At 45.3% G+C, this 20,994-nt stretch carries 19 protein-coding genes and 1 tRNA gene; 12 read left to right on the plus strand and 8 right to left on the minus strand.

Annotated elements, in window-relative coordinates; all coding sequences use genetic code 11:
- Positions 1-3 precede the first annotated feature (3 nt).
- Positions 4-1,299, minus strand: coding sequence for a ribonuclease D (locus tag QUA50_RS22935; protein ID WP_333267549.1), 1,296 nt, complete (start codon positions 1,297-1,299; stop codon positions 4-6).
- 931 nt (positions 1,300-2,230) lie between these two features.
- Between QUA50_RS22935 and QUA50_RS22940 the strand changes: the two genes are divergently transcribed.
- A complete protein-coding gene (locus tag QUA50_RS22940; protein ID WP_333267547.1) occupies positions 2,231-2,425 on the plus strand; it encodes a reverse transcriptase N-terminal domain-containing protein in 195 nt (64 codons plus the stop codon).
- A gap of 408 nt (positions 2,426-2,833) precedes the next feature.
- On the opposite strand, the gene QUA50_RS22945 is transcribed toward QUA50_RS22940, so the two are convergent.
- Complete coding sequence (locus tag QUA50_RS22945) at positions 2,834-5,470, minus strand: AAA-like domain-containing protein (protein ID WP_333267545.1); 2,637 nt, start codon at positions 5,468-5,470, stop codon at positions 2,834-2,836.
- Positions 5,471-6,548: 1,078 nt separating this feature from the next.
- Here QUA50_RS22945 and QUA50_RS22950 point away from each other — a divergent pair.
- Complete coding sequence (locus QUA50_RS22950; RefSeq protein ID WP_333058256.1) at positions 6,549-6,758, plus strand: hypothetical protein; 210 nt, start codon at positions 6,549-6,551, stop codon at positions 6,756-6,758.
- A gap of 273 nt (positions 6,759-7,031) precedes the next feature.
- Positions 7,032-7,604, plus strand: coding sequence for a hypothetical protein (locus QUA50_RS22955; protein WP_333267543.1), 573 nt, complete (start codon positions 7,032-7,034; stop codon positions 7,602-7,604).
- 40 nt (positions 7,605-7,644) lie between these two features.
- Here the strand turns inward: QUA50_RS22955 and QUA50_RS22960 are convergent, their stop codons facing one another.
- The gene (locus QUA50_RS22960; RefSeq protein WP_333298881.1) at positions 7,645-7,842 is read right to left on the minus strand and encodes a hypothetical protein; all 198 of its coding nucleotides are present in this window, start codon (positions 7,840-7,842) and stop codon (positions 7,645-7,647) included.
- On the opposite strand from QUA50_RS22960, the gene QUA50_RS22965 reads away from it, so the two are divergent.
- The 4 genes from QUA50_RS22965 to QUA50_RS22980 all read left to right on the plus strand — a co-directional run bounded on the left by QUA50_RS22965 (position 7,841) and on the right by QUA50_RS22980 (position 10,621).
- Positions 7,841-8,557 carry a GUN4 N-terminal ARM-like repeat domain-containing protein gene (locus QUA50_RS22965; protein WP_333267541.1) on the plus strand — a complete coding sequence of 239 codons (717 nt, stop codon included), beginning with the start codon at positions 7,841-7,843 and terminating at the stop codon, positions 8,555-8,557. The genes QUA50_RS22960 and QUA50_RS22965 overlap by 2 nt on opposite strands.
- 34 nt (positions 8,558-8,591) lie before the next feature.
- Positions 8,592-8,726 carry a hypothetical protein gene (locus QUA50_RS22970; protein WP_333267539.1) on the plus strand — a complete coding sequence of 45 codons (135 nt, stop codon included), beginning with the start codon at positions 8,592-8,594 and terminating at the stop codon, positions 8,724-8,726.
- Positions 8,727-8,786: 60 nt separating this feature from the next.
- On the plus strand, positions 8,787-9,347 hold the full coding sequence (locus tag QUA50_RS22975) for a Uma2 family endonuclease (protein ID WP_333267537.1): 561 nt from the start codon (positions 8,787-8,789) through the stop codon (positions 9,345-9,347).
- Positions 9,348-9,445: 98 nt separating this feature from the next.
- Positions 9,446-10,621: a HEAT repeat domain-containing protein gene (locus tag QUA50_RS22980; RefSeq protein WP_333267535.1), complete on the plus strand. Its 1,176-nt coding sequence runs from the start codon at positions 9,446-9,448 to the stop codon at positions 10,619-10,621.
- 18 nt (positions 10,622-10,639) lie between these two features.
- Here QUA50_RS22980 and QUA50_RS22985 read toward each other — a convergent pair whose 3' ends face one another.
- From QUA50_RS22985 to QUA50_RS23000, 4 genes are all read right to left on the minus strand, one after another.
- Positions 10,640-11,359, minus strand: coding sequence for a DUF2786 domain-containing protein (locus QUA50_RS22985; RefSeq protein WP_333267534.1), 720 nt, complete (start codon positions 11,357-11,359; stop codon positions 10,640-10,642).
- A 178-nt stretch (positions 11,360-11,537) separates the two neighbouring features.
- On the minus strand, positions 11,538-12,755 hold the full coding sequence (locus QUA50_RS22990) for a DUF790 family protein (RefSeq protein ID WP_333267532.1): 1,218 nt from the start codon (positions 12,753-12,755) through the stop codon (positions 11,538-11,540).
- Between the two features lie 15 nt (positions 12,756-12,770).
- On the minus strand, positions 12,771-13,232 hold the full coding sequence (locus QUA50_RS22995) for a DUF3598 family protein (protein ID WP_333267530.1): 462 nt from the start codon (positions 13,230-13,232) through the stop codon (positions 12,771-12,773).
- A 255-nt stretch (positions 13,233-13,487) separates the two neighbouring features.
- Positions 13,488-15,026 carry a DEAD/DEAH box helicase family protein gene (locus QUA50_RS23000; RefSeq protein ID WP_333267528.1) on the minus strand — a complete coding sequence of 513 codons (1,539 nt, stop codon included), beginning with the start codon at positions 15,024-15,026 and terminating at the stop codon, positions 13,488-13,490.
- A 312-nt stretch (positions 15,027-15,338) separates the two neighbouring features.
- Between QUA50_RS23000 and ald the strand changes: the two genes are divergently transcribed.
- Positions 15,339-16,427 (plus strand): alanine dehydrogenase, encoded by a 1,089-nt coding sequence (gene ald / locus QUA50_RS23005; protein WP_333267527.1) that lies wholly within the window; start codon positions 15,339-15,341, stop codon positions 16,425-16,427.
- A gap of 262 nt (positions 16,428-16,689) precedes the next feature.
- On the opposite strand, the gene QUA50_RS23010 is transcribed toward ald, so the two are convergent.
- The gene (locus QUA50_RS23010) at positions 16,690-17,376 is read right to left on the minus strand and encodes a DUF4145 domain-containing protein (protein WP_333298882.1); all 687 of its coding nucleotides are present in this window, start codon (positions 17,374-17,376) and stop codon (positions 16,690-16,692) included.
- Positions 17,377-17,756: 380 nt separating this feature from the next.
- Here QUA50_RS23010 and QUA50_RS23015 point away from each other — a divergent pair.
- The 4 genes from QUA50_RS23015 to QUA50_RS23030 all read left to right on the plus strand — a co-directional run bounded on the left by QUA50_RS23015 (position 17,757) and on the right by QUA50_RS23030 (position 20,910).
- A tRNA-Leu gene (locus QUA50_RS23015) sits at positions 17,757-17,838 on the plus strand.
- A 73-nt stretch (positions 17,839-17,911) separates the two neighbouring features.
- A complete protein-coding gene (locus QUA50_RS23020) occupies positions 17,912-18,709 on the plus strand; it encodes an RNA methyltransferase (RefSeq protein WP_333267524.1) in 798 nt (265 codons plus the stop codon).
- Between the two features lie 678 nt (positions 18,710-19,387).
- Positions 19,388-20,347 carry an RNA polymerase sigma factor, RpoD/SigA family gene (locus tag QUA50_RS23025; RefSeq protein ID WP_333106022.1) on the plus strand — a complete coding sequence of 320 codons (960 nt, stop codon included), beginning with the start codon at positions 19,388-19,390 and terminating at the stop codon, positions 20,345-20,347.
- 221 nt (positions 20,348-20,568) lie between these two features.
- Positions 20,569-20,910 carry a DUF760 domain-containing protein gene (locus tag QUA50_RS23030; protein ID WP_172187001.1) on the plus strand — a complete coding sequence of 114 codons (342 nt, stop codon included), beginning with the start codon at positions 20,569-20,571 and terminating at the stop codon, positions 20,908-20,910.
- Positions 20,911-20,994: the final 84 nt, after the last annotated feature.

The raw sequence follows: 20,994 nt of genomic DNA on the forward strand, positions 1-20,994 counted from the left end.
TATTTAAAAAGGGATTTCATCATCATCTTCCTCTTCCATAGTCTTAGCCGTCATCCGCCAACTCGTAAGATACTCAATTTGCACATCAATTTTGTTAATAGCTTCCCCTAACCGCTTTTGAATGTATTGAGTCAGCGTCACCATAAAATCTAACTCAACTCCCACAGATAGCGCAAGTTTGGCCAATCTAGCAAAATCTACCTTCAAAATGGAGGAACTGGATAACTTAAAATGGGGAGTATTTTCCTTACTTTGCACCAACATTGCTTTTTTAATTCGCTCTTTCAAATGCTCAACTTCTGAATCCAGTAACTTCCATTCAGGCAAAAGTTTTTGATACCTTTCCCCCAATACTGTTAAATCCTCACTCTCCGGATCCGGCGCAATTTTCTTAGTGGATTTCCGCCGCTGCTGTACATTAGAATTTAACCGCCAACTAGCAATATCCTCAACTTCCAAAGATGGATCGGCGATGAGGTTGCCTAACTGTTTTTGAATTTCTTTCGTCAGCGTCACCGAAAAATTTAACTCAATTCCTTCAGTTTGCATCAGTCTGGCCAGCGTCATAAAATCAACTTTCATCGTTATCGAACTGGACAGCTCAAAATAAGAACTGTCTTTAAGCTTTTGGGCCAACATCCCTGCTTTAATGCGTTCTTTCACTTCAGCAATTTCTGAATCTAGCGGCTTCCACCGAGATTCTATTTCCTGATATTTTTCACCCAATGCTGTCAAGTTTTCCGTTGCTGGTTCGGGGTAGCATTGGGCAAGAATTTCTAGCAGGTGGCGATGCACTCCAGCTAAATAAACCGCGTCCATCTTGGCATATTCTAGCTGATTCTGGGTCAGGGGACGCTTGGCCCAATCGCCGCTTTGTTCTGTTTTATCAACATAAGCAATGCCGCAAAGTGTTTCTATTAAAGTTTTGAGTTTTCGGTTGGGTAATGGCAGAATGTAAGTGGGAATCTTTGTCGCCATTTTGAATGTGCAAGTGACATTTTGAGCGTCGTCATTGCCTAGAAATCTGATGTCATAGCTGGCGTTGTGCAAGACTTTTTCAATATGTGGATTGAGCATGATTTGGTTGATGAAATCTTTGGCCAATTCTGGTTGATCCAAGACATCTAGTAGAAAAGTGGCATCTCCCGTGGAATCTGTGGAGTCAGCTAACACCTGAATCAGAGATAATCTGGGGTTGGATTTATAGTCTGCTATTTCTGTATCCACCCACAGGATTTTAGCTTGGGAAAATTTAGCGATGAGTGCTTTGATGTCGTTTGCTGCTGTTAAATAAGGCATTTTTAGAGACTTTTGCTATTAACTTTTTGATTCTATTATGCTATAGCAATTATCGGCTCGATTGTCAACAATTTAAACACCGGACATCGCATTGCCGTGTCCTGGATACACGCCAACATCAGAAACCCGGTTGCCCCGGTTTCTTCCTATATTTCTCGTTCCAGCGTGCGTTTCGTTCTGAAGAAACCCAGAAATGGGGGGAACTCAGGCTCTAATAAGCTAATCCAATATGGATTGAGCTCGCACTTTAATCACTTGTTAGATGACAACTTGTTCGTCTTGTGGGTGAGAACATTGTTCAAGTCCCATCCCGCTGGTGCTGCGGTGAAAGCATCACCCCTACGGTAGCGATTAGCCATCAATTCGTAAAGCGGGGTGAAAAGGCGGTAACTGGAAAACCTATTCTAGAATCCCGTCGAGCAAGAGTTTATGGGTAGCGAAAGCAGAGGTACATCCGAACCATCGTGAGAGAAAACCAGCGAAACAGGTTGATACGCGCTTGAGTCCCAAAAGGGCAAGGATTGGTAAGAAAGGGACTTTACCTTCAATGTACCGCAGGGTTGGCAAGAGATTGGTAAGAAAGCGAAAGCTCCCCTGTAACGAGGGAGATATGCAGACAGAGCCACGGTGTCTCGGAAGATAGAACCTCCAGTAGCAATGTAAAAGTCATGAGCACTGTAAAACCGATGTATGAATGGAACAAGACTCCCTGACGAAAGCTGGAAAGAGTTGTGTTCAAGTTGCAGAAAAGAATCTATCAAGCCACCAATCGTGGTGATACAGCATATTCCATGTAGATGTGGTACACACAATCTTCTAGCCCGTGTAAGGTGCTGATACATCCGTCAATCTGTAGGTTTTATCGACCAATATTTCGCCGCTCCGCACCCGGAGGATTAACACCACACAATATAGCTTTATAGTGTACTTCATGAACCACCGAAGAGGCTGTATTAAGGCACTTCGCAGACTCCAAAAGTTGTTGATGAAGTCCTGGGCTGCAAAATGCTTAGCGGTACGTAGGGAACAAAGGAACCACTTCAAGACTGGGCAAACATTAACTGGAAGCTCGTCAAGAAGCGTCAGGACTTACGCACGACCACTAGATATAGCGTACCGGGTTTAGAAATACCCATTGGATAGAGCGATAATATAAAATTAACTATCTTGACTTTTACATGAGAAATTTTAATTCTAAGGAATGACTATTTAATAACTTTAGCATCTGCTAAATAGTCGGAACTGCACGATAATTCCATTTTGGTAGATATTCATCAAAAATAATTTTTATTGTTTCTTTAAATCCCTTAGCTACTTTTCCACCAGTTTCATAAATTTTCTATCTCACATTTACTACCACAGAAAGCCCGTTTTAGTATGAGTTTTTGCCATTTTTTTTTCCTAACTCAAGAGTAGTAAAAAATACTCCTTTACAGGCTCTGGTTACGTGAGTAAACAAAGGTTTTTATGTGCTTTACCTGGTTTTTTTGAAATTAATACTATTATAAAACCCTGCACCAGGGAGTTGGTTTTTTTAAGTCAGAATAAGATGCTCTTTAACTAAAGACAAATCCATCTTACCAAAATTCACAACCAAAGCCACATTGAAATTTTCCAACGATTTGACAAACCACATAATTTCATTAGAAGCTTTACCTTCATAGTGGTTGAACAAAATAGAAAATCGCTTTTCCAACTCTGGTTTTACTTTGCCCGAAAGCAGCACCAGTTTCAGCAGTAAACCCATTGTTCTACTAGCGCCGAGGTTGTACACCAAATCGTAAAAAACGTAGTGGCTGGGATGTTGAGAATTTTCCACTACTAAGAAGTTGAACAACTGGTGGCAAGTACGAACTAACAAGGGATTATTGAATTTCACCGAGTCATTTTCTCGCAATGTATTTTTGATTTGTTTGTACAAACGGTCATTAAATTGACGCCCCCCGTATTCTGGTTCGATCGACGATATTAAATATTCATATAAATTAACTTTAAATGAGCCGTATGATGGAGTTTTTCTGGAATCTCTCAGAAAAAATTGAGCTGCTTCTTTGTAGGTGCGATCGCCTGCTACTTTTCCGGCAAATTCCCTGACCGCTAAGTGCAGTTCTGCATCGTTCAAAAGTGTGGGATTAGCCGCTCGCTGTACAATTCCTATTTCTGTATTTCTCGGCTCTACCATATAATTCAAATATTTAGACAAATGTGTTTCAAATTGTCGCTGTCTTTGAAATGCCAGTTTTTGGATGGTTTGTTGGTCTTCCTCAATGCTGTCCTTGCTCAGTAGAGAATAGCCGTACAAATAAGGATACCGACATATCAATTCGCCCAAAGGAAAATCTGTATCTTGTTGCTGCTGTTCCGCATCTCTATCTAAGGCTTTTACTAAGCGCTCTATAGTCTGGAATTCTTCACTTTTAGTAAAAAATTTTATTTGTTCTTGTAAGCGCTTGACTATGTAAAATTCCATCCCGAATCGGGGAGAATTCTGCTTAAATAAAGATACCAACTTGGCGATCGCGAACTGATTTTGTGATTGCAATTGCCAGCGGTTGATGGGGATGTAGCAGCAGCGGTGGAGCAGATATTTAAAGTCCTGATCCGATCGCTTGACGGAGACTATACTATACAAAGTTGCTTCAATCTCTCGATCGGGATAGCCCATGCCGTCGATGAATAGCTTTCGGAACCGCTCGATCACCTGTGCGGGGGATTCTGTTTCCAGGCAGGAGACGATGTGATCGTACAATCTCTGTTCGTTGTTGCCAGTTGGAAGACTGTCTGAGGGTGGGGTGAGGATGTGGCTGTCTGCATCTGTGTCTACGCTGCTGTCTGCAACTTGTGCGACAACCACTGTGGGTTTTTCCCCAAAAGTTCGATCGGGATTCAAGAACCAATAGTGTTCTTGGCTTAATTGTTTGTCCTCGGCCCAATCCAAAGCTGACTGCAAACTTTCCCCTGTCAATAACAGCGATTCATCTTCGCGGTCTGAAGCCAGCCATGCTGCTAGAGCCAAGCGGTAAGGAGCTAATTTCCCCAGCTCTTTTTCCACCCAGAACTGATTAAAAACTGACTGATAAATTAGGTTAGAAACTATTAATTTACCCTCAAATTTAACAACCAGTCCTGACAGTTGCAATTCGAGTTTTTCGGGAGAGTAATCTGCTGGTACTCCCTGGGATTCTCCCGGTTTTGTTGCCTTGGGCGGTTGCAAAGCTTGCTGGTACAGCGTTAACAGCCGCGTGAGGTCGCAGTGGTTATGGAAAATGCGATCGCGTATAGGTATCAAATGTTGGGGTTCGTCTTCTTGTTCCCAATTTTTAATAATTCTGTGTTTGACCAGTTTTTCAACCTGCTGAGCTTCCGAATTTCTGCCAATAAAAGACCCGTATTCAAGTACCAAGTGGCAAACTTTTTGAGTTAGAAACGGTTGCCCGCCCGTCCAAGCTAATATTTCTTGGAGGACTTTTTGGGGGCGAAAAGCTTTCAGGGCTAATCCTTTTGCTAGCGGCAAACTTTCCTGCTGTTGGAATCGACTTAAATGAATTTGCCGTCCAATATTAAAAGGGTTGCATCTTGGATCTCGGATCAATTCTGAGGGGGCTGCTACTCCCATAACAGCAAAAGTCAGGCGATCGTATTCCGGTTGCTCTGCCCGCTTGGAGTAACAAGCCCGGATCAAAGCAAAAAAATCCTTGGTACTGAAATTTAGGCGGCTGATGCTGTCAATGTCATCTAGAAAAATTACCAGATTTTGCTGAAGTGACTTGAGCAAAACTTTTTCGATAAATATCTCCAATCGCTGCACCGGCGGCAGCAGTTCGCGATCGTTCCACCACTTGATGGCATCAAACCTGTTTGTGATGTGTAAACTGCTTGCCATGCGGTACATGATTCCGCCATACCACTTTTGGGGGGAGATATCTGGGCTGCTGATGCTTCTCAAGTTGATGGCGGCAAAAACTGTACCTTCGGCTTGCAACCTTTTGGCCGTTTGCACTAGCAGGCTGGACTTTCCCATTTGCGGCGAACTCAACACGTAGCAGAAGTCTCCGGCTTTGAGTCCTTCGTAGAGCTCGCTGTCTGCCGGTCGCCTGACATAGGTGGGCGCACCGGCCGGCAAATAGCCTCCAACTTGATATTGGTACGTTGAGTTGACGGATGCTGTCATCTGGGAATTCATCAAGATTTTACGCCCCTATGCTGTGCGATCGAAAGGTTACAAATTGGAGTTATGGCCGGCTGATACCATTTTAGATTTTAGATTTGAGATTTTAGATGGGGCAATGACTTATTCAATAAGGGTTTGGAGTTTGCGTGTTGCATTTGGATTGTTTTTTTTTGAATCGCCCTTACTATGGTGGAAAATTTTTTGTTCTTCTTTCTCTATTGTCTACTAGGTCAGCTTTCTTCTCGTGAATCTTTACCGTATCTTTGCAAGCGTTCGCCCCAAATCGTACGCTCGGCCCAATTGTACCCGGCCACTTGATTTTTTACACTCGTTCACATAATTGATGAATTTTGACTCGATCGGATTGAAAACGCTAAAACGCCGTTTTTTTCACATTTTTTTTTACAATAATACTTTAAAATTAACCCGGTGGTATGATGTTGGCAGGGAAACTCATAACCACAGCGCCGTCAACCTTCTGCCTTCAGTTGCGTTTGCCGAATGCTGGAGGAAAAGACAGAGCAATGGCTGCCAATAAAAAACCCCAGCGTTTGGCTGAGGACTGCTTGAGTGGGAGATATCGTTAATCTGCGTTTTTTTAGTTGACTTAGATTGCATGGAATTCCATGCTGCTGACTTTCCCCGGGCTTTCGCGTTCGGGGATTCCTAAGAACAAACTTTTCAGGATGCCTCCACAAAAAGTTTAATTCTTAAAGGCGTGGTCAGAAACCGGCTAACCACTCGCTCAACTCTAAAAGTTAAGTCTGTGGCTAATTGTAGAAGATGCGCCCTGATGGCTTAACTACCCGATGGATTAGCACCCTGATGGCATAACTCCCTGATGGATCGACGCCCTGATGGCTTTCGCTCCACTACCCAAAAGATTCGGGTTGGTGGATGATCGTGGACATTAGTAACACGTCACTTCTGGCGTTTCCGATCGCAAGCGGGTGTGCCTGTCTGAATTGATTATGGCAGGCAGATTTATCAGAAGACAAGTGGGCTATTGCATCAACCCATTTCTGAGAGATCGGGTGAGCCAAAAAGTGTCAATCTACGCAAATCAGGGTCATCGAACATGAAAAACAGCATCTTAGTATTAGGGGTAATTGCCTCGGCTGGCTTCGGCTTTTTCCAGGCAGGCAGCGCCAGCGCTTCAGCGATCGCCACACAACCTTCATCAGCCAGTAGTTTGACGGCTTGGGAGAGTCGTCCTGACTTTAACTACACTGGAACGAATGAGGATGGAGACCAAGAAGAGGTAAAAACGGGTAAAGGCAGGAAATAATTGGCGCCCGGAGTGTGGTTCGCTCTGATGCGGTTGTGGTTGTAGTTGTGGTGCTTGTTGTCCCAACCGCCTCTGCTCGAGGTAGTTAAAACTCGATCCCAAGATCGGTCTACCTAATCCCAGGGGTGGTAATCAGTTTCAGAGAACGGTGGATGGGAAAATAAACAGGTAAGGCGAGTCTGTTGGTGGAGTTTCCCCGCCTATCAACTTCCTTACCTTCTGATGTTCGGGATTTGGATCTGGCACAATCGTATTTCATCTCGTAAAAACCAAATGGAAAATACTCTCGAAACTACCCGCAGACAGCGCGTATTGACAAGAACCCAGGAACGGCGTCAGGCGACACCCAAAGAAAAACAGTTGATTCACCTGCTAGCCAATATGGCTTGCAGCTTGATTAAATACGACTACAAACACGCAGCGGGCAAGGGTACTCTCCCGCCTTCGGAAAGCAAGCGTTTAGCGGAATGGCACTACCTGCGAGTTCAGCAAATTCGCCGGATAGAACGTTCGTTGGAGCCCGTAGCAACCCTTAAGCGCGTGTACTACAAGAGCATCCTCAGTCCGAGGGATCTGAAGTCTTTGAAACTGCTGTGGCTGGAGGAGGAGAAAAACCGTGTCAAACGGGTCGATCCTGACTTGGACGACATCCTCAGCGAAGCTTTGGATCGGGGAGATACTTTAAAACAGCTATTTCACTCGATCGAAGTCAAAGAACGCACCTTTTCTGCAACTCCTAGCCCAGGCGCCGTGCCGCTTTGGGTCAAAGAGTGGGAAGACTCGGAATATGACATAAACTTTTTTCCGCCTTCCTTCCCTGCATGGGTTTCGATCGTGGACGACTAGGTTCAAAAAAAACTCTTTGGTATGGCATCGATCGTAAATTTCAGATGGTAGACTTATTTGCGATTGCTGCCATTGGCGAAAAGTGTGCGATCGGGCGATCGGCTAAACCAGGCGGCGTGCAAGGCAGGCATCCGAGTACAGAGAAGTGAATCGGAGTCAGTACCATTGTACAATGGGGGAAAACCAGGGCTTCAGCTAATAGCTGATAGCTGATAGCTGATAGCTGATAGTTTCTCATGACTGACTCGATTTCTACTTCTCCTCTAGACTCGGCGGCCGATACAGCCGAATTCCGCTCTCAGTTGAGGTCTGGTTCGGAAAAAGCTCAACTGCAACTGCTGCAACAACAAATAGCAGATTCCGGTTGGGATGTATTGATGGAATTTTTATTAGAGCGCAAGTCAGAGCCACCGACTGCGGTAATGGGTAAGGCTTACCAAATTCTTTACAGTGCTAATTCTCCGAGAGCGACGGAGTTTTTGCAAGCGAATTTTCCGACTGGGGTTGTGCCGCTGCGATCGGACTCTAACATTGATTACACTCCGCTGCAACAATTATTGGCGTTACAGGAATTTCAAGAAGCCGATCGCTTGACTTTAGACAAGCTTTGTGAATTGGCTGGTGATACAGCTTCTGTGAGAAAGTGGCTGTATTTTACGCAAGTTGAGAGCTTGCCGGTAACGGATTTGCAAACAATTAATACGCTGTGGAAAGTTCATTCCGAAGGCAAATTTGGCTTTTCGGTGCAGCGGGAAATTTGGCTGAGTTCGGGCAAGAATTGGGATAAATTGTGGCCGCTAATTGGCTGGAAGAAGGGGAATAATTGGACGCGATACCCGCAAGAGTTTATTTGGGATTTGAGCGCGCCTAGGGGTCATTTGCCGCTGTCGAATCAGTTGCGGGGAGTGCAGCCGTTTGCAGCTTTGATGGCTCATCCTGCTTGGTTGAAGTGAATGGTTTTGGGGCTTTTGGAGAATGCGGGGCGGGGTGGATAGCCGGTCCCGCTATTGTTTTTGGGGAATTGGGATTTTGATTTCTGAGGCGCAGAAATTCACAGAAATTCACAGGCGGGATGCCTGTTCCACTTTTGGCGTAGAGGGAGAAGGGCGATCGTACTTCTAGGAATGTTGGGAAATTTTGTATAATACATCTATCAACTAATTAGCGAGAGGGCTGGGAGTCATGGTAGGCATCGGAACCAAACTCACTTTAGCAGAATTTCTAGCTTTGCCCGACGGAGATATATATTGTGAGTTTGTCGATGGTGAAGCAGTCCCCAAAGTGTCTCCAAAATTTTTTCATTCCAGTTTACAGGGAGCTTTAAATTTCCTATTGCGTCTATGGAGTCGGGGAAAAGGTAGAGTCTTTCCAGAATTAGCGGTTCTATTAAAGCGTCAGGATCGAAACTGGGCTCCTGTACCGGATTTACTGTATATTTCTTATGAACGTTTACCGCAGAGTTATCGCCGGAATCAAGCTTGTCCCGCAATTCCTGAACTGGTGATTGAGATTATATCGCCCGATCAAAGTATGAAGGAATTTGAAGAGAAGGCGAAAGATTATTTGGCGGCGGGCGTTCCGCGAGTTTGGGTGATAGATCCAGAGGCTATTTTAATAAAAAGCTTTTTCCCCGATGGTTCGAGTCAAGTTTATACGGATAATACACCGATTGTGGATGAGTTGCTGCCTGGTTTGGAGTTGACGACTCGGCAGATTTTTGAAGAAGCGGAATTGATTGATTGATTGAGGGCGATCGTACTCTGTGCAAGATATCAGTCGTAGGGTGCGTGACAACGGGAAAACTTTAACTCGCGGCGGTGGGTTCCATTTGAAAGAAAGTTATGACTTCAGAATTAACCGACGCCTTAAACCGAATCTTAAGCTGGATAGAGCGACACGAGCCCTGGTTGATTGAGTATCTATACCCTGGCTTATCAAAAGATGAGATAGATAACTTAGTAAGAGATTTACCAATCCAATTTTCTCCTGAACTCTATGAACTCTATCAGTGGAGAAATGGTGCAGTAGAAGGAGATGAGTGGAAGGAAACAGCTTGGATATTTCATAGTTGGACTTTTAGACCTCTACAAGAAATCGTTGCAGAGCTTGGCCAGGATATCTTCACACATCAAACTATCCAAACAGATAACATAGCCGATGTAGATATAATTAAGCCTTATTGGGAAATTTTTAAGTATTTAAATATTTTTTATCACATTTTATGGGAAGATAAGGGGTGCGTTTTAATTAATAACATACTAAATTTTTGTCCGATAATTTTTCAGCGACTTGAAGAAGGAGAGTTAACTTTACTTGAAAAGTATACAAGTTTAACCAGTATGATGCTAACCATCGCAGAATGTTATGAAGCAGGAACTTACTTCATAGGGGATTATATTTCTCGCCACCCTGAAAAAGAATATCAAATTTGGCGTAAATATAATTCTCAGATTATAGAATTTGCTCTACAAGCTATTCAGCAAGGCTCTTTGTGTGGTCGGTTTTTTACATATTTCTCCAACGACCTAATCGAATTTAAAGATCCAAGAACTGTGGAGCCTCTAATCCAAGGGTTGCAATTACTCAATCATCAGAATGCAGAGCGATTGAACCAGCAGAATAACGATCCATTTCTCTATTACGATCCCAAAGAAGAGGTAGCCAGAATTTTGGGAGATTTAGGTGATGCTAGAGCTGTGCCTGTTCTAATTGCCACTCTCAAAGACGATTGTCATAATAATTGGGATTACGCAACTAAAGTCAGTGCAGCAAAGGCTCTGGGTCAGATCAAAGATAAACGAGCAACTTACTCTCTCATTGAAGCTTTGCAAGATAACCAGGATGAAGTTCGACAGATGGCAGTTTGGGCGTTAGGTGAAATAGGGGATTTAAGAGCAGTAGACTCCCTAATTGATGCTTTGCGAGATAGTGATTATAGGGTAAAACAAGCGGCAAATGAAGCCTGGGATAAACTGGCTGCAAAATTTCCTGAGCTTGACGAACAAATTCCCTTTTAATGCTAACTATACATAAACTCAAAGACATTCATTAAGTTGCTTCATATCCCCTTGCGGCTGCACTTGCTTGTGCAAACTAATTTTGTCGCCCACTTCATACCCCGAATTAAAACCCGCCGCGCTACTGACTTGAGAATCTGTTCTCGTTCTAATTTTAACCCCTCGGCCCTCTAGATAATCCGCGATCGCCTGTTGATTTTTCTCAAACATCGATCGCACTACAATCGCTGGAGTCGCCGCCGCATCCCCGGAACCCGGAATCCCTGAGTTTTCCATCTCCTGTTTTTGTTCCAACAATCTTTGTCTCAACCTCGTCGCGCATCCAACCCGAAAAGCATTCAGATACGCCAATCCCCTCCCATTTCCTTTGCGGTATTTAGCCCTTTTTTCAATCGCAGAGCTCAAATACTCGTACAGATGTTTGCAAACAATCAGGTTGGTAGAAGTTCCCACCAAAAACATACTGCCATTATAAGTGTTTCGCATGGCAGTGCAACCGTTAGCGTCGGCAATTCCCGAAAGCAGCATCATTTTCCAAGTGACAAATTTGGATGTTGTTTCAACTGAGTCTTCGTCAATCTCTTCTTGGTGATTTGGCCCTAAATCGGCGAGACTGAGATTGTACTGTGCCAGTAACAGGGAAGCTTTTTCGGCTGCCGCAGTGGATTCGTTTTCATTTGATGAGGTGGCTAGGGCTAAAAGTTTTTTGATTCTTTCGACAATACTTGTGTCTGCCATTTTTCAATCGATTTTAGGGTGAGAGTATGCGGTGGCAAGGATTTGGGTGAATTCCTATTTTAGTATAGCTGGGAATGTGCGATATTTTTTGAGGAGGATTTTTTTGAACCGCAGAGGGCGCAGAGGGCGCAGAGAGAGAGAAAGAAAGAAAGATGTTTGCAACTGATGCCCGGATTGGTTACTCTTCGAGGACTTCCAGGACTGATTTGGGCAGCAGTTTATCTTTAAACCAGACTACTTTTGCTGGCACTTCATTGACATTCACTCCGGCTTTTTCTAAGTTCAGCCGTTCGGAAATAGCTAAAATCAAGTGATCGCATTCAGACTTCTGTACTTGTGCAAATTTCTTTTGCAAATACTCCGGCCGCCAATAGCCAACTATTTCTAATAAAAATACTCGTCCGTCGGGATGTACTAACCGAAAGTCGGGAATCATCACGCTACCTGGAATCGGAATTAAATCAACTTCTCGCTCTAGTTGCCACTCGGTTTTTGTAGAATTCCATCTTTCAGCAAATGCTGCTTCTAACATACTATCATAAGGCTTGCCAGGGGGATAGTGACTGACTAAACCGCAGTCGGAATTTAGGGTGAATTTACCTGTTTTCAAAACGCCGCTAAAAGGGTCTTTTGTGTGCAGTGTCGAGTGCATACTCCATTTGGTGACGTGCAGCAGTGCGGGCAGCATTTTCGCCAGGGCTAAGCCGTAGCGGGTGCTGGGTTTGAATAAGCTTGTAGGGCCGTCTATTGTCAGTGTAAAACCGTGGTCTGCATCGCCTTCGATGTAGGTCATTAATTGAAATAGTTTCAAATAGCGAAATAAGAGTTTGTATTCTCCTGGATCGTTGCGGTGGGCGGTTAATTGGACTTGACTTGCTCGGTAAAATATGCCTTGAACTTGAGAAAGATTGTATTTGTGAAGCAAGTTTTCGGGAGTTGGTGGATTAAACTCAGTGAGGATTTTGTTTTCGTTTAAATCCGCATATAAACCTGTAGTGATTTCGTGAGGCAAAACTTCTCTGTTTAACTCTTGGCTGAGTTCACTTGCTACTTTTTCCAGGGTTAATTGGGTGGATTGAGGGCTGGGAGTCGTGAGCGCGGACAAGGCAAAAACCCGCTGTCTCAACTCTGAGGGTTCTAGGGGACTGATGACTTCCAAGGTGCAGAAACCGCTTTTCAGCAGGTGCGCTAATCCCCGTTTCAGCCGATAATCCGGGCTGTCGCCTTCTAATTCTAGCAGGCGTCCGTCGAGTTCGCCTTGGGTTTTGCCGATCGACTCTTGAAAGCAGTCGATCATTTCCGTTGCTGCTTCTAAATTTTTAGCATCTATCTTGAGACGGAGAGGAATAATTGATTCTCCGTTTTGGCGGTGACTCAATAAATCAGTGGGTAACATAAGCAGTGAAAATTTTTACTCAATTTTTTGTTCGACAATCACCATAACTCCCCTGAGTTTTCCCTCTTCAGTCAAGCTTTGGGTAGTCCGAATTCGCCGATCGCCACTGACGAGATTGATGGTTTCTACAGCCCTCAGAATGCCAGTTGCTTTGTCCCATACTTGAAAAATTATCAAATTATCTCCAACTTCTGTCGCTAGTGTCTTGTAGTTGGAAAAAACCGAGTCTGGACTTTCAATTTCCACTTGCCCTTCACCGACAACATGACCCACAAAATTTTGGGTTTCACTCTTGCCATTGGTATAAGTTTGAACGTTAGTTTGCTTCCACTCGTTGTCCACAATTTCCTGGGTTAACACGGCTTTAAAGCGCTGGGTTTCCTTGCAGTCGGCATCAAGTATTTTCCAGTCTCCCTCCCAAACTCCAGTATGTTTGGGGAAGACTTTAAAGTTACTTAGTTGTGCAGCTTCGCTCATTTTTTACGTAAGTAATATAAACTAATTAATATTGATATTATACCCTAATTGGGTCATTTTCAATATTCCTGGGAATCCTCATTTTTTTTTCATTTTCCGGGTAATTCTGCTGCTTTTTTAGTTGCCTCTCGGTTGACTCCGTAAATCGATTGTAGATTGTAGGTTGTATATTTTAAATAGACCTAGGAGTGATTTAATTATATAGCCATTCTTTCGCCAAGACCACCCATCCCGCAACTAATTTATTTAGGCTTGCTACCAGGGAATTTCATCATTGTCTTCTCCCCATTTTGCGGGTGATTCCGCTGCTTTTTTAGTTGTCTCTCGGTTGACTCCGTAAATGGGTGTCGGTTTGACAGTTTCTAATTTCTGATATTCTGGCTTTGGCGGTTCTATTTGTGTTTGCGGTTTAGGTTTGTGAGGCTGCATTCCTCCTCGGCGGCGTTGAGAAGTTCTTTCTTCGCTGGTGTCTTCGGTGACGACTTCGTAGAGAATTGCTAACTTATTTACATCGCTGCTTTTGCGGAGAACTCGACCCAATCGCTGAATGTATTCGCGTTCGCTGCCCGTACCTGACAATATGATAGCAATTCTGGCGTCAGGAACGTCCACTCCTTCGTTGAGGACGTGGGAGGCGACGAGGGTTTTGTATTCGCCGCTGCGAAAGCGATCGAGGATTTCGTGCCGTTCTTTGACTGGGGTTTGGTGGGTAATTGTGGGGATGAGAAATTCTTGGGAAATTCGGTAAACTGTGGCGTTGTCTCCGGTGAAAATTAGCGTGCGCTGGGGAGAGTGTTCTGCTAGTATTTTGGCTAAGATTCGCAGTTTTCCTTCGGTACAAAGGGCGATTTCTTTGGCTTGGCGGTGGGCTAGCATGGCGCGCCGTCCCAAGGGCGATCGCGCGCTTGCCATGATAAACTGTTTCCAACCATCGAGGCTAGATATTTTGATGTTAGACTGTTTTAAGAAGTCGTTGCGAATGTTGATGAATTCGGCGTAGCGATCGGTTTCTTCTTGTGATAGTTTTACCATAATTTGAACTATTTTATGGTCGGCTAAAGCATCGCCTGCCAAATCTTCGGGCCTTTTGCTAAATACTGTCGGGCCGATCAGAAAATGCAAATCGCTGTGGCGGCCGTCGGTGCGATCGGGTGTAGCTGTCAGTCCGAGTCGAAAAGGTGCGATCGCATATTCGGAAATTACTCGATAAAAGTCCGTTGGCAAATGGTGACATTCGTCAAAAACCAGCAAGCCGTATTTATTGCCCAAGGTTTCTGCATGAATACTTGCACTGTCGTAAGTTGCCACTAAAATTGGCGTTTTGTCCCGCGAACCTCCGCCCAACAATCCGACTTCGATGTCGGGAAAAGCGGCTTTTAAATTAGCATACCACTGGTGCATTAAATCGAGAGTTGGTACTACAATTAATGTACTGCGACCAGTAACTTGCATGGCTAATTGTGCCAGATAAGTTTTGCCCGAAGCGGTGGGGAGGACGACTACTCCTTGGCTTCCTGCTTCCTGCCAAGCTGCGAGGGCCTGTTCTTGATGCGGGTAAGGCTGCATTTCCAGGCTGGGTACGAGTTCGAGTAGTTCGTATCCCCTAGCTTCGTCCGTAAAGTGAATGCAGTCGGCTTGGAGGCATTCTACCAGCGGGCGGTAGTGAATTGCCCGAATGCGGTATTTTTCCACGCGATCGTCCCATGTCGCAAAGTCCACCCAGTCTCTGCCTTTGGGCGGCGGGTGCAGCAATAGAGTTCCGCGATCGAATGTTAACGTAGGTATCCGTGGCATTTGTTTAGATAGAGGGGCGAGTTATGCCTGTTAAATTATAAGTGACAGATCGAATATATTGACTCTTCTTGAAATTATCTGCGTTACTCTGTGTTAATCTGCCCTACATCTGCGGTCGATCTATCAATCAAAAAATTATGTAATTCAAGTCTAAATTGAGGAAATTGCGATCGCACTGGATAAAAACTAAATAAATATTCTCCTAGCCGGATTGCCGGATTGCCAAATCTAAAATCTACAAGAGTATTGTCCCGCTGGGGATGGTTTTTAGGTTAGATTCGATCTACGTAGGCCTGAGATTAGAGGTTATAGATGGAAATAGGCGTCCCCAAGGAAATCAAGGATTTAGAGTTTCGAGTCGGGCTTAGCCCCACAAGTGTCCGGGCTTGTTCGGACAAAGGCCACACAGTTTTTGTAGAAACGAATGCAGGTGCTGGGGCCGGTTTTGCGGACGAGGACTACGTTGAAGCAGGGGCTAAAATTGTTTTAAAGGCTTCAGATGTCTGGAATCGACAACTAATTGTTAAAGTTAAGGAACCGCTGCCTGCTGAATATCCGCTGATTCAAAAAGAGCAGTTGCTGTTTACATATTTGCACTTGGCGGCCGATCGCACATTAACTGAGCATTTAATCAGCAGCGGAGTCCAGGCCATCGCCTACGAAACCGTCGAACTCCCGGACAGAAAATTGCCCCTGCTGACGCCGATGAGTATTATTGCAGGGCGTTTGGCCGTGCAGTTCGGTGCTCGGTTTCTGGAACGGCAGCAAGGCGGCCGGGGCGTACTTTTGGGCGGCGTACCGGGGGTAAGACCGGGTAAAGTTGTGATTTTGGGCGGCGGAATCGTCGGCACAGAAGCGGCGCGTATTGCTGTAGGAATGGGCGCGAGAGTGCAGATATTAGACGTAAATGTCGATCGGCTAGCCTATTTAGAAACTCTGTTCGGTTCCCGAGTAGAATACCTCTACAGCAGTCCTTTGCAAATTGAAGCAGTTGTTCCCGATGCTGATTTGTTAATCGGTGCGGTTTTGGTTCCGGGCAAAAAAGCTCCGGTGCTGGTTTCTCGCGAATTTGTTGCGAAGATGCACCCCGGTTCTGTGATTGTTGACGTAGCCGTTGACCAAGGCGGCTGCGTGGAAACTTTGCGGGTAACTTCACACACAAATCCTACTTATGTTGAGGAAGGAGTTGTACATTACGGCGTGCCGAATATGCCCGGTGCTGTGCCTTGGAGTGCGACTCAAGCTTTGAATAACAGCACTTTGCCTTATGTTTTGCAGTTGGCAAATAACGGGATTAAAGCTTTGGAAATGAATCCGAGTTTGGCGAAGGGATTGAACGTGCAGAATCACCGATTGGTACATCCTGCAGTGCGCGAGGTTTTCGCAGATTTGGCCGATTAGATTTCCTTTTTTTCAGGTAGTCCTAGACTGAAGTCTAGGGCTACACCAACGAAGTCCACGCCAAGCAGACTTTTGGATGTTAAGGATGGGGCATTGAGCTATTTGGCCTTAAGGGAGGCGTCTGCGAGGTAGTTTAGCGCCCACTTTCAGCCGCGCGACAACCCATCAAATCAGCCAGTCCGCTCCAACCGGGTTATTAGGCTGCTTTCAGCACTTTCTGAATTTGACTCCTCACCTATTTTTTCTCCTTAAGCTTAGGAACTTACCCTTCCTCGATTTCTTTGGTTCCAGACTTCTTCTCTTTCAGCAGCTTCAACCGTTTTTCTGCTTGAGCTGCCAAACCAGAAGCGATGTAAATATACTCTAAAATCGCTCTACTTAAATCATCTAGAATAGGAATTTCATCACTACTTAGGCCCTCAAGAGGCTCATGGACACCAATGTTGCGTAACATCCGAAGTCCGTGAGCAACGTCCACCAAATTACTTGGGATTTTACCCTTTTCAGCTAAGAAATTCAATTTATCATATAAATTTTTTCCTTTTGCTTTATTATCCTCACAAACTACCTCCAACATACGTCCTAGAAGAATTGCATATGCGTTAGCATCAATAGCTCGTGCTTTCTGTGCTGCTTCATATGCCTTTTGAACTGAAAAAGGTAGGTCAAATAATTTCACCCCTTGCGGTGGATAAAGAGTTTCAACCTTGATATCTTCTTCTGGATCTTGACAGTCGTGTTCAAAATACTGCAGTAACGTTACTTTTTTGCAAGCTAGGCACAACATTAGTTGATAGTTGTACCCTTGGTTTGGTTGGGGATTGTAATATTCATCTTCATCTTCTGGTTTGGTAGATAGATAATAGTCAGCCACAATATCCATTGGGGCAAAATTGCCACAGTGCATACACTTTAAAAAACACTCAGTTCGTCGCTTCGCTTTAGACATAGACCCAGCCTTGCCTGTATTACAGTTCAAGCAGAATAAACTCAACCTGTCTATAGCTTAGGATACCCAAGTCGGACCGCGCTACCACTTGCACGAAAGTGGCTTTCTGAAAGCTCTTAAAGCATCCGTTTGCCAAGCCGGAATCCACAAAATAGTCGGCTGCCATACCGCCGTACTCCCCAGATGTGAACAATGCTGGTCTTGCCCCAAAAGTGGAATTCGCAAACACAAAAATCAGTTTGATTCCTGATGTTCTGGCGACCCTTGGATGTCTTAGGTCTTGCGTCCGGCGCCGACGAAAGCGGTTGCTATAAAATTCGATCGCCCAAAACACTTGACATATTCGCGAACATATGGCAGAGTATTAATTCGTGACCAATGCGGAACTGGCGGAATTGGTAGACGCGCATGATTCAGGTTCATGTGGTGCAAGCCTTCCGGGTTCAAGTCCCGGGTTCCGCATTCCAAAGGCAGAAGGAAGTTTGGGGTTAACCCGATACAGGCAATAACCCCATTCGCTCTGCTGAATTAAACAATGCTGACAAGTATTCAAAACCCCCTAGTTAAAGAAATCCGCAAGCTCCACAGCTCGAAGGGACGCAGGGAACAACAATTATTTTTACTCGAAGGGACGCACTTGCTCGAAGAAGCTTGCGCTGCTAAATACCCGCTAGCAACTGTTTGCTGCACTCCCGAATGGCTGGAGGAACACGGGGAACTTTGGGAGGAAGTTGGTAATTTAGCCGATCGCACCGAATTAGTAAGTGCAAAGGTGTTAGAGTCGATCGCCACTACAGTCCAACCCGACGGCATTGTCGCCACCGCACCCCGCACCGCAACAGAGCCCGCAAAATTGTCAACTTTAGGAATAGCCCTAGAAACAATCCAAGATCCCGGCAACTTGGGGGCGATCGTCCGCACGGCTGCGGCTGCTAATGCCGACGGTTTGCTGCTGAGCGCTGAGTGCGCCGATTTAGACCATCCCAAAGTGCTGCGCGCCTCCGCAGGAGCTTGGTTTAAGCTGCCAATGGCAGTCACTCCAGATTTAACCGCCGAAGTCTCCGGGTATAAAAATCGAGGAATGCAAATTTTAGCAACCGTCGCCGGGGCAAGTTTAAGTTATTGGGAAGTAGATTTGCGAGTGCCGACTCTGATAGTTTTGGGCAACGAAGGCTCTGGTTTGTCGGAAGAATTGAGGAGTTTGGCCGATCGACAAATCCAAATTCCCCTGAGTCGCGGCGTAGAATCTTTAAATGTGTCGATCGCCGGAGCCCTCATCTTGTACGAAGCGGGGCGGCAAAGAAGTCAGTCGATTTTAGATTTTAGATTTTAGATTAAAGAATTGAAGCATTGAGCCCACGGATAAATACGTTCGGCTCCTTTATCGGATACAGGTTTTTTATTTCTGGACGGATCGATCGCGTGGCGGGTATCCTGGATGCGGGAATTGTCATTAGTTATTAGTCATGAGTCATTAGTCATTATCTGTTGGGGCGGGTTGATCAATATCTGTAACTTCATATTCAGGGTATTGAAAAGCTGTTGGGCATTTAAATTTTATTTTTGTATTTTTTACTTGCACTGTACCAAAAGGATTAAATCCCCTCCCATCTCCCCCTCTCCCCATTCCCCCCTCTACCAATCTCCCCCTCTACCAATCTCCCCCTCTGAGATGTGGCGGCTTTTGTTTATCTTGATGCAAACTGTAAAGCCAGGAAAGCGGATACTCTCGTATCAACAGTCCAGGCTGGCATGAAATAAATATGAAGAAGTGTAGTCAAATGCTCTCACAAATGTTAAGATTCTTAACATAACGTAGTATTGTGCTCGCCCCAACCAAAACCTAACCTGAGACGGTGCTGACTGGGAGTAGTAGCTAGCTACCATAAAATTAAGCCTCTTTAAATGGAAGGAAAGCGCAAGTCCCCGCCCGCTTTCCTTCCCAGCTAAAGCTAGGGGTTTGCGACTACCGCAAACCTTTAGAGGCACAGATCCTCAGCGGGAAAAGCTCATGAAAACTCTTAAGTCCTCAGATACAGATTCTGTTCGCGCTTACTTGCGGGAAATCGGCCGCGTTCCCTTGTTGACCCATGAGCAAGAAATACTCTACGGGAAACAGGTACAGCGCTCAACCGCACTGCATCAGGAGAAAAATATTTTAGCCGAAGAGTTAGGCCGCGACCCGACGGCGGCTGAATGGGCACAGGCAGTTGGGCTGTCTGAGGCACAGTTGCAGCGGACGATCGAGCAAGGGGAAAGGGCAAAGCGCCAAATGGTGGAAGCGAATCTCCGCCTGGTAGTGTCTGTTGCCAAAAAATATATCAAGCGCAATGTAGATTTACTGGATCTAATTCAGGAAGGCACGATCGGGATGCAGCGGGGAGTAGAAAAATTTGACCCGACTAAGGGCTACAGATTTTCGACTTATGCTTATTGGTGGATTCGTCAGGCAATTACCCGGGCGATCGCCGAAAAAGGCCGCACCATCCGCTTGCCGATCCACATTACCGAAAAGCTCAACAAAATTAAAAAGGCTCAGCGCCAACTTGCTCAACAGCTAGGTCGCGCGGCCACGGCTGCTGAATTGGCATCGGAGTTAGAATTGACTCCCAAACAGATTCGCGAATATCTCGATCGCGCGCGCCTGCCACTTTCCCTGGACTTGCGCGTGGGAGACAATCAAGATACAGAGTTGGGCGATTTGTTGGAAGATACGGGTACTACCCCGGAAGATTTTGCCCTGCAATCTTCCCTGCGGACTGACTTAGACCACCTGATGGCGGAACTGACTCAGCAACAGCGAGAAGTGCTCGCCTTGCGGTTCGGTTTAGAAGACGGGCAAACCCTAACTTTGGCAAAAATAGGCGATCGTCTCAACATCAGTCGGGAACGAGTGCGGCAAATAGAACGGGAAGCTTTGACCAAACTCCGCAAGCGCAAGCAAGATATCAACGATTATCTAGCCAGCTAGCTAGATTGGGGATTGGCGATCGGGTTCCCCCCACTTGCAATCCCCAATCTAAAACCGTAAAAACCGCCGCTTTTAATTCGGTTGTGCCCACTTGGTTGCTGCGACTGTCCTGCTACATTAGTAATTACTTAGTAATAAAGATCAGCAGCGATCGGATAAGGGTTATTTAATTTAACCGCCCGCGTCTAACATAACAAGCTGTCTCTGAAACGGAGGTACTCGTGAGCAACTCATCTAATAAATCCCCAGAATTCTTTGAAGAAGACGGAGAAAATGCCAACTTATTATGGCAATACGTGCAGTCAATGGCTCCCGACACAGTGTCTCAGTTGTCTAAGCCGACTTCTCACGAAGTGTTTCAAGTAATGGAGCGAAATATTGTTGGACTATTGGGGAATTTGCCTTCGGAACACTTCGGGGTGACAGTGACTACCAGTCGCGAACATTTGGGTAGATTGCTCGCCTCGGCTATGATTAGCGGTTATTTTCTCAAAAATGCCGAACAGCGAATGACTTTTGAAAAGTCCATACAAGCCAGTGAGAGACATGGCTCGGACGATTAGGAATGAGAATTAAATAACTTCCACTTTTCATGTTTGTTGTGGGATGGGCGTCCCGCCCGTCCTTTTTGGAGGGGCGGGACGCCC

The organism is Microcoleus sp. M2_D5, assembly GCF_036701935.1.
Classification (GTDB): domain Bacteria; phylum Cyanobacteriota; class Cyanobacteriia; order Cyanobacteriales; family Microcoleaceae; genus Microcoleus.

What these genes read in the sequence shown, in the direction of transcription:
- QUA50_RS22985 (WP_333267534.1), bottom strand. Translation starts at nt 11,359, where the DNA reads ATGGCAGACACAAGTATTGTCGAAAGAATCAAAAAACTTTTAGCCCTA.
- QUA50_RS23025 (WP_333106022.1), top strand. Translation starts at nt 19,388, where the DNA reads ATGAAAACTCTTAAGTCCTCAGATACAGATTCTGTTCGCGCTTACTTG.
- QUA50_RS22945 (WP_333267545.1), bottom strand. Translation starts at nt 5,470, where the DNA reads ATGACAGCATCCGTCAACTCAACGTACCAATATCAAGTTGGAGGCTAT.
- QUA50_RS23000 (WP_333267528.1), bottom strand. Translation starts at nt 15,026, where the DNA reads ATGCCACGGATACCTACGTTAACATTCGATCGCGGAACTCTATTGCTG.
- ald (WP_333267527.1), top strand. Translation starts at nt 15,339, where the DNA reads ATGGAAATAGGCGTCCCCAAGGAAATCAAGGATTTAGAGTTTCGAGTC.
- QUA50_RS22955 (WP_333267543.1), top strand. Translation starts at nt 7,032, where the DNA reads ATGGAAAATACTCTCGAAACTACCCGCAGACAGCGCGTATTGACAAGA.
- QUA50_RS22960 (WP_333298881.1), bottom strand. Translation starts at nt 7,842, where the DNA reads ATGAGAAACTATCAGCTATCAGCTATCAGCTATCAGCTATTAGCTGAA.
- QUA50_RS22965 (WP_333267541.1), top strand. Translation starts at nt 7,841, where the DNA reads ATGACTGACTCGATTTCTACTTCTCCTCTAGACTCGGCGGCCGATACA.
- QUA50_RS23020 (WP_333267524.1), top strand. Translation starts at nt 17,912, where the DNA reads ATGCTGACAAGTATTCAAAACCCCCTAGTTAAAGAAATCCGCAAGCTC.
- QUA50_RS22950 (WP_333058256.1), top strand. Translation starts at nt 6,549, where the DNA reads ATGAAAAACAGCATCTTAGTATTAGGGGTAATTGCCTCGGCTGGCTTC.
- QUA50_RS22980 (WP_333267535.1), top strand. Translation starts at nt 9,446, where the DNA reads ATGACTTCAGAATTAACCGACGCCTTAAACCGAATCTTAAGCTGGATA.
- QUA50_RS22975 (WP_333267537.1), top strand. Translation starts at nt 8,787, where the DNA reads ATGGTAGGCATCGGAACCAAACTCACTTTAGCAGAATTTCTAGCTTTG.
- QUA50_RS23010 (WP_333298882.1), bottom strand. Translation starts at nt 17,376, where the DNA reads ATGTCTAAAGCGAAGCGACGAACTGAGTGTTTTTTAAAGTGTATGCAC.
- QUA50_RS22935 (WP_333267549.1), bottom strand. Translation starts at nt 1,299, where the DNA reads ATGCCTTATTTAACAGCAGCAAACGACATCAAAGCACTCATCGCTAAA.
- QUA50_RS22990 (WP_333267532.1), bottom strand. Translation starts at nt 12,755, where the DNA reads ATGTTACCCACTGATTTATTGAGTCACCGCCAAAACGGAGAATCAATT.
- QUA50_RS22940 (WP_333267547.1), top strand. Translation starts at nt 2,231, where the DNA reads ATGAACCACCGAAGAGGCTGTATTAAGGCACTTCGCAGACTCCAAAAG.
- QUA50_RS22995 (WP_333267530.1), bottom strand. Translation starts at nt 13,232, where the DNA reads ATGAGCGAAGCTGCACAACTAAGTAACTTTAAAGTCTTCCCCAAACAT.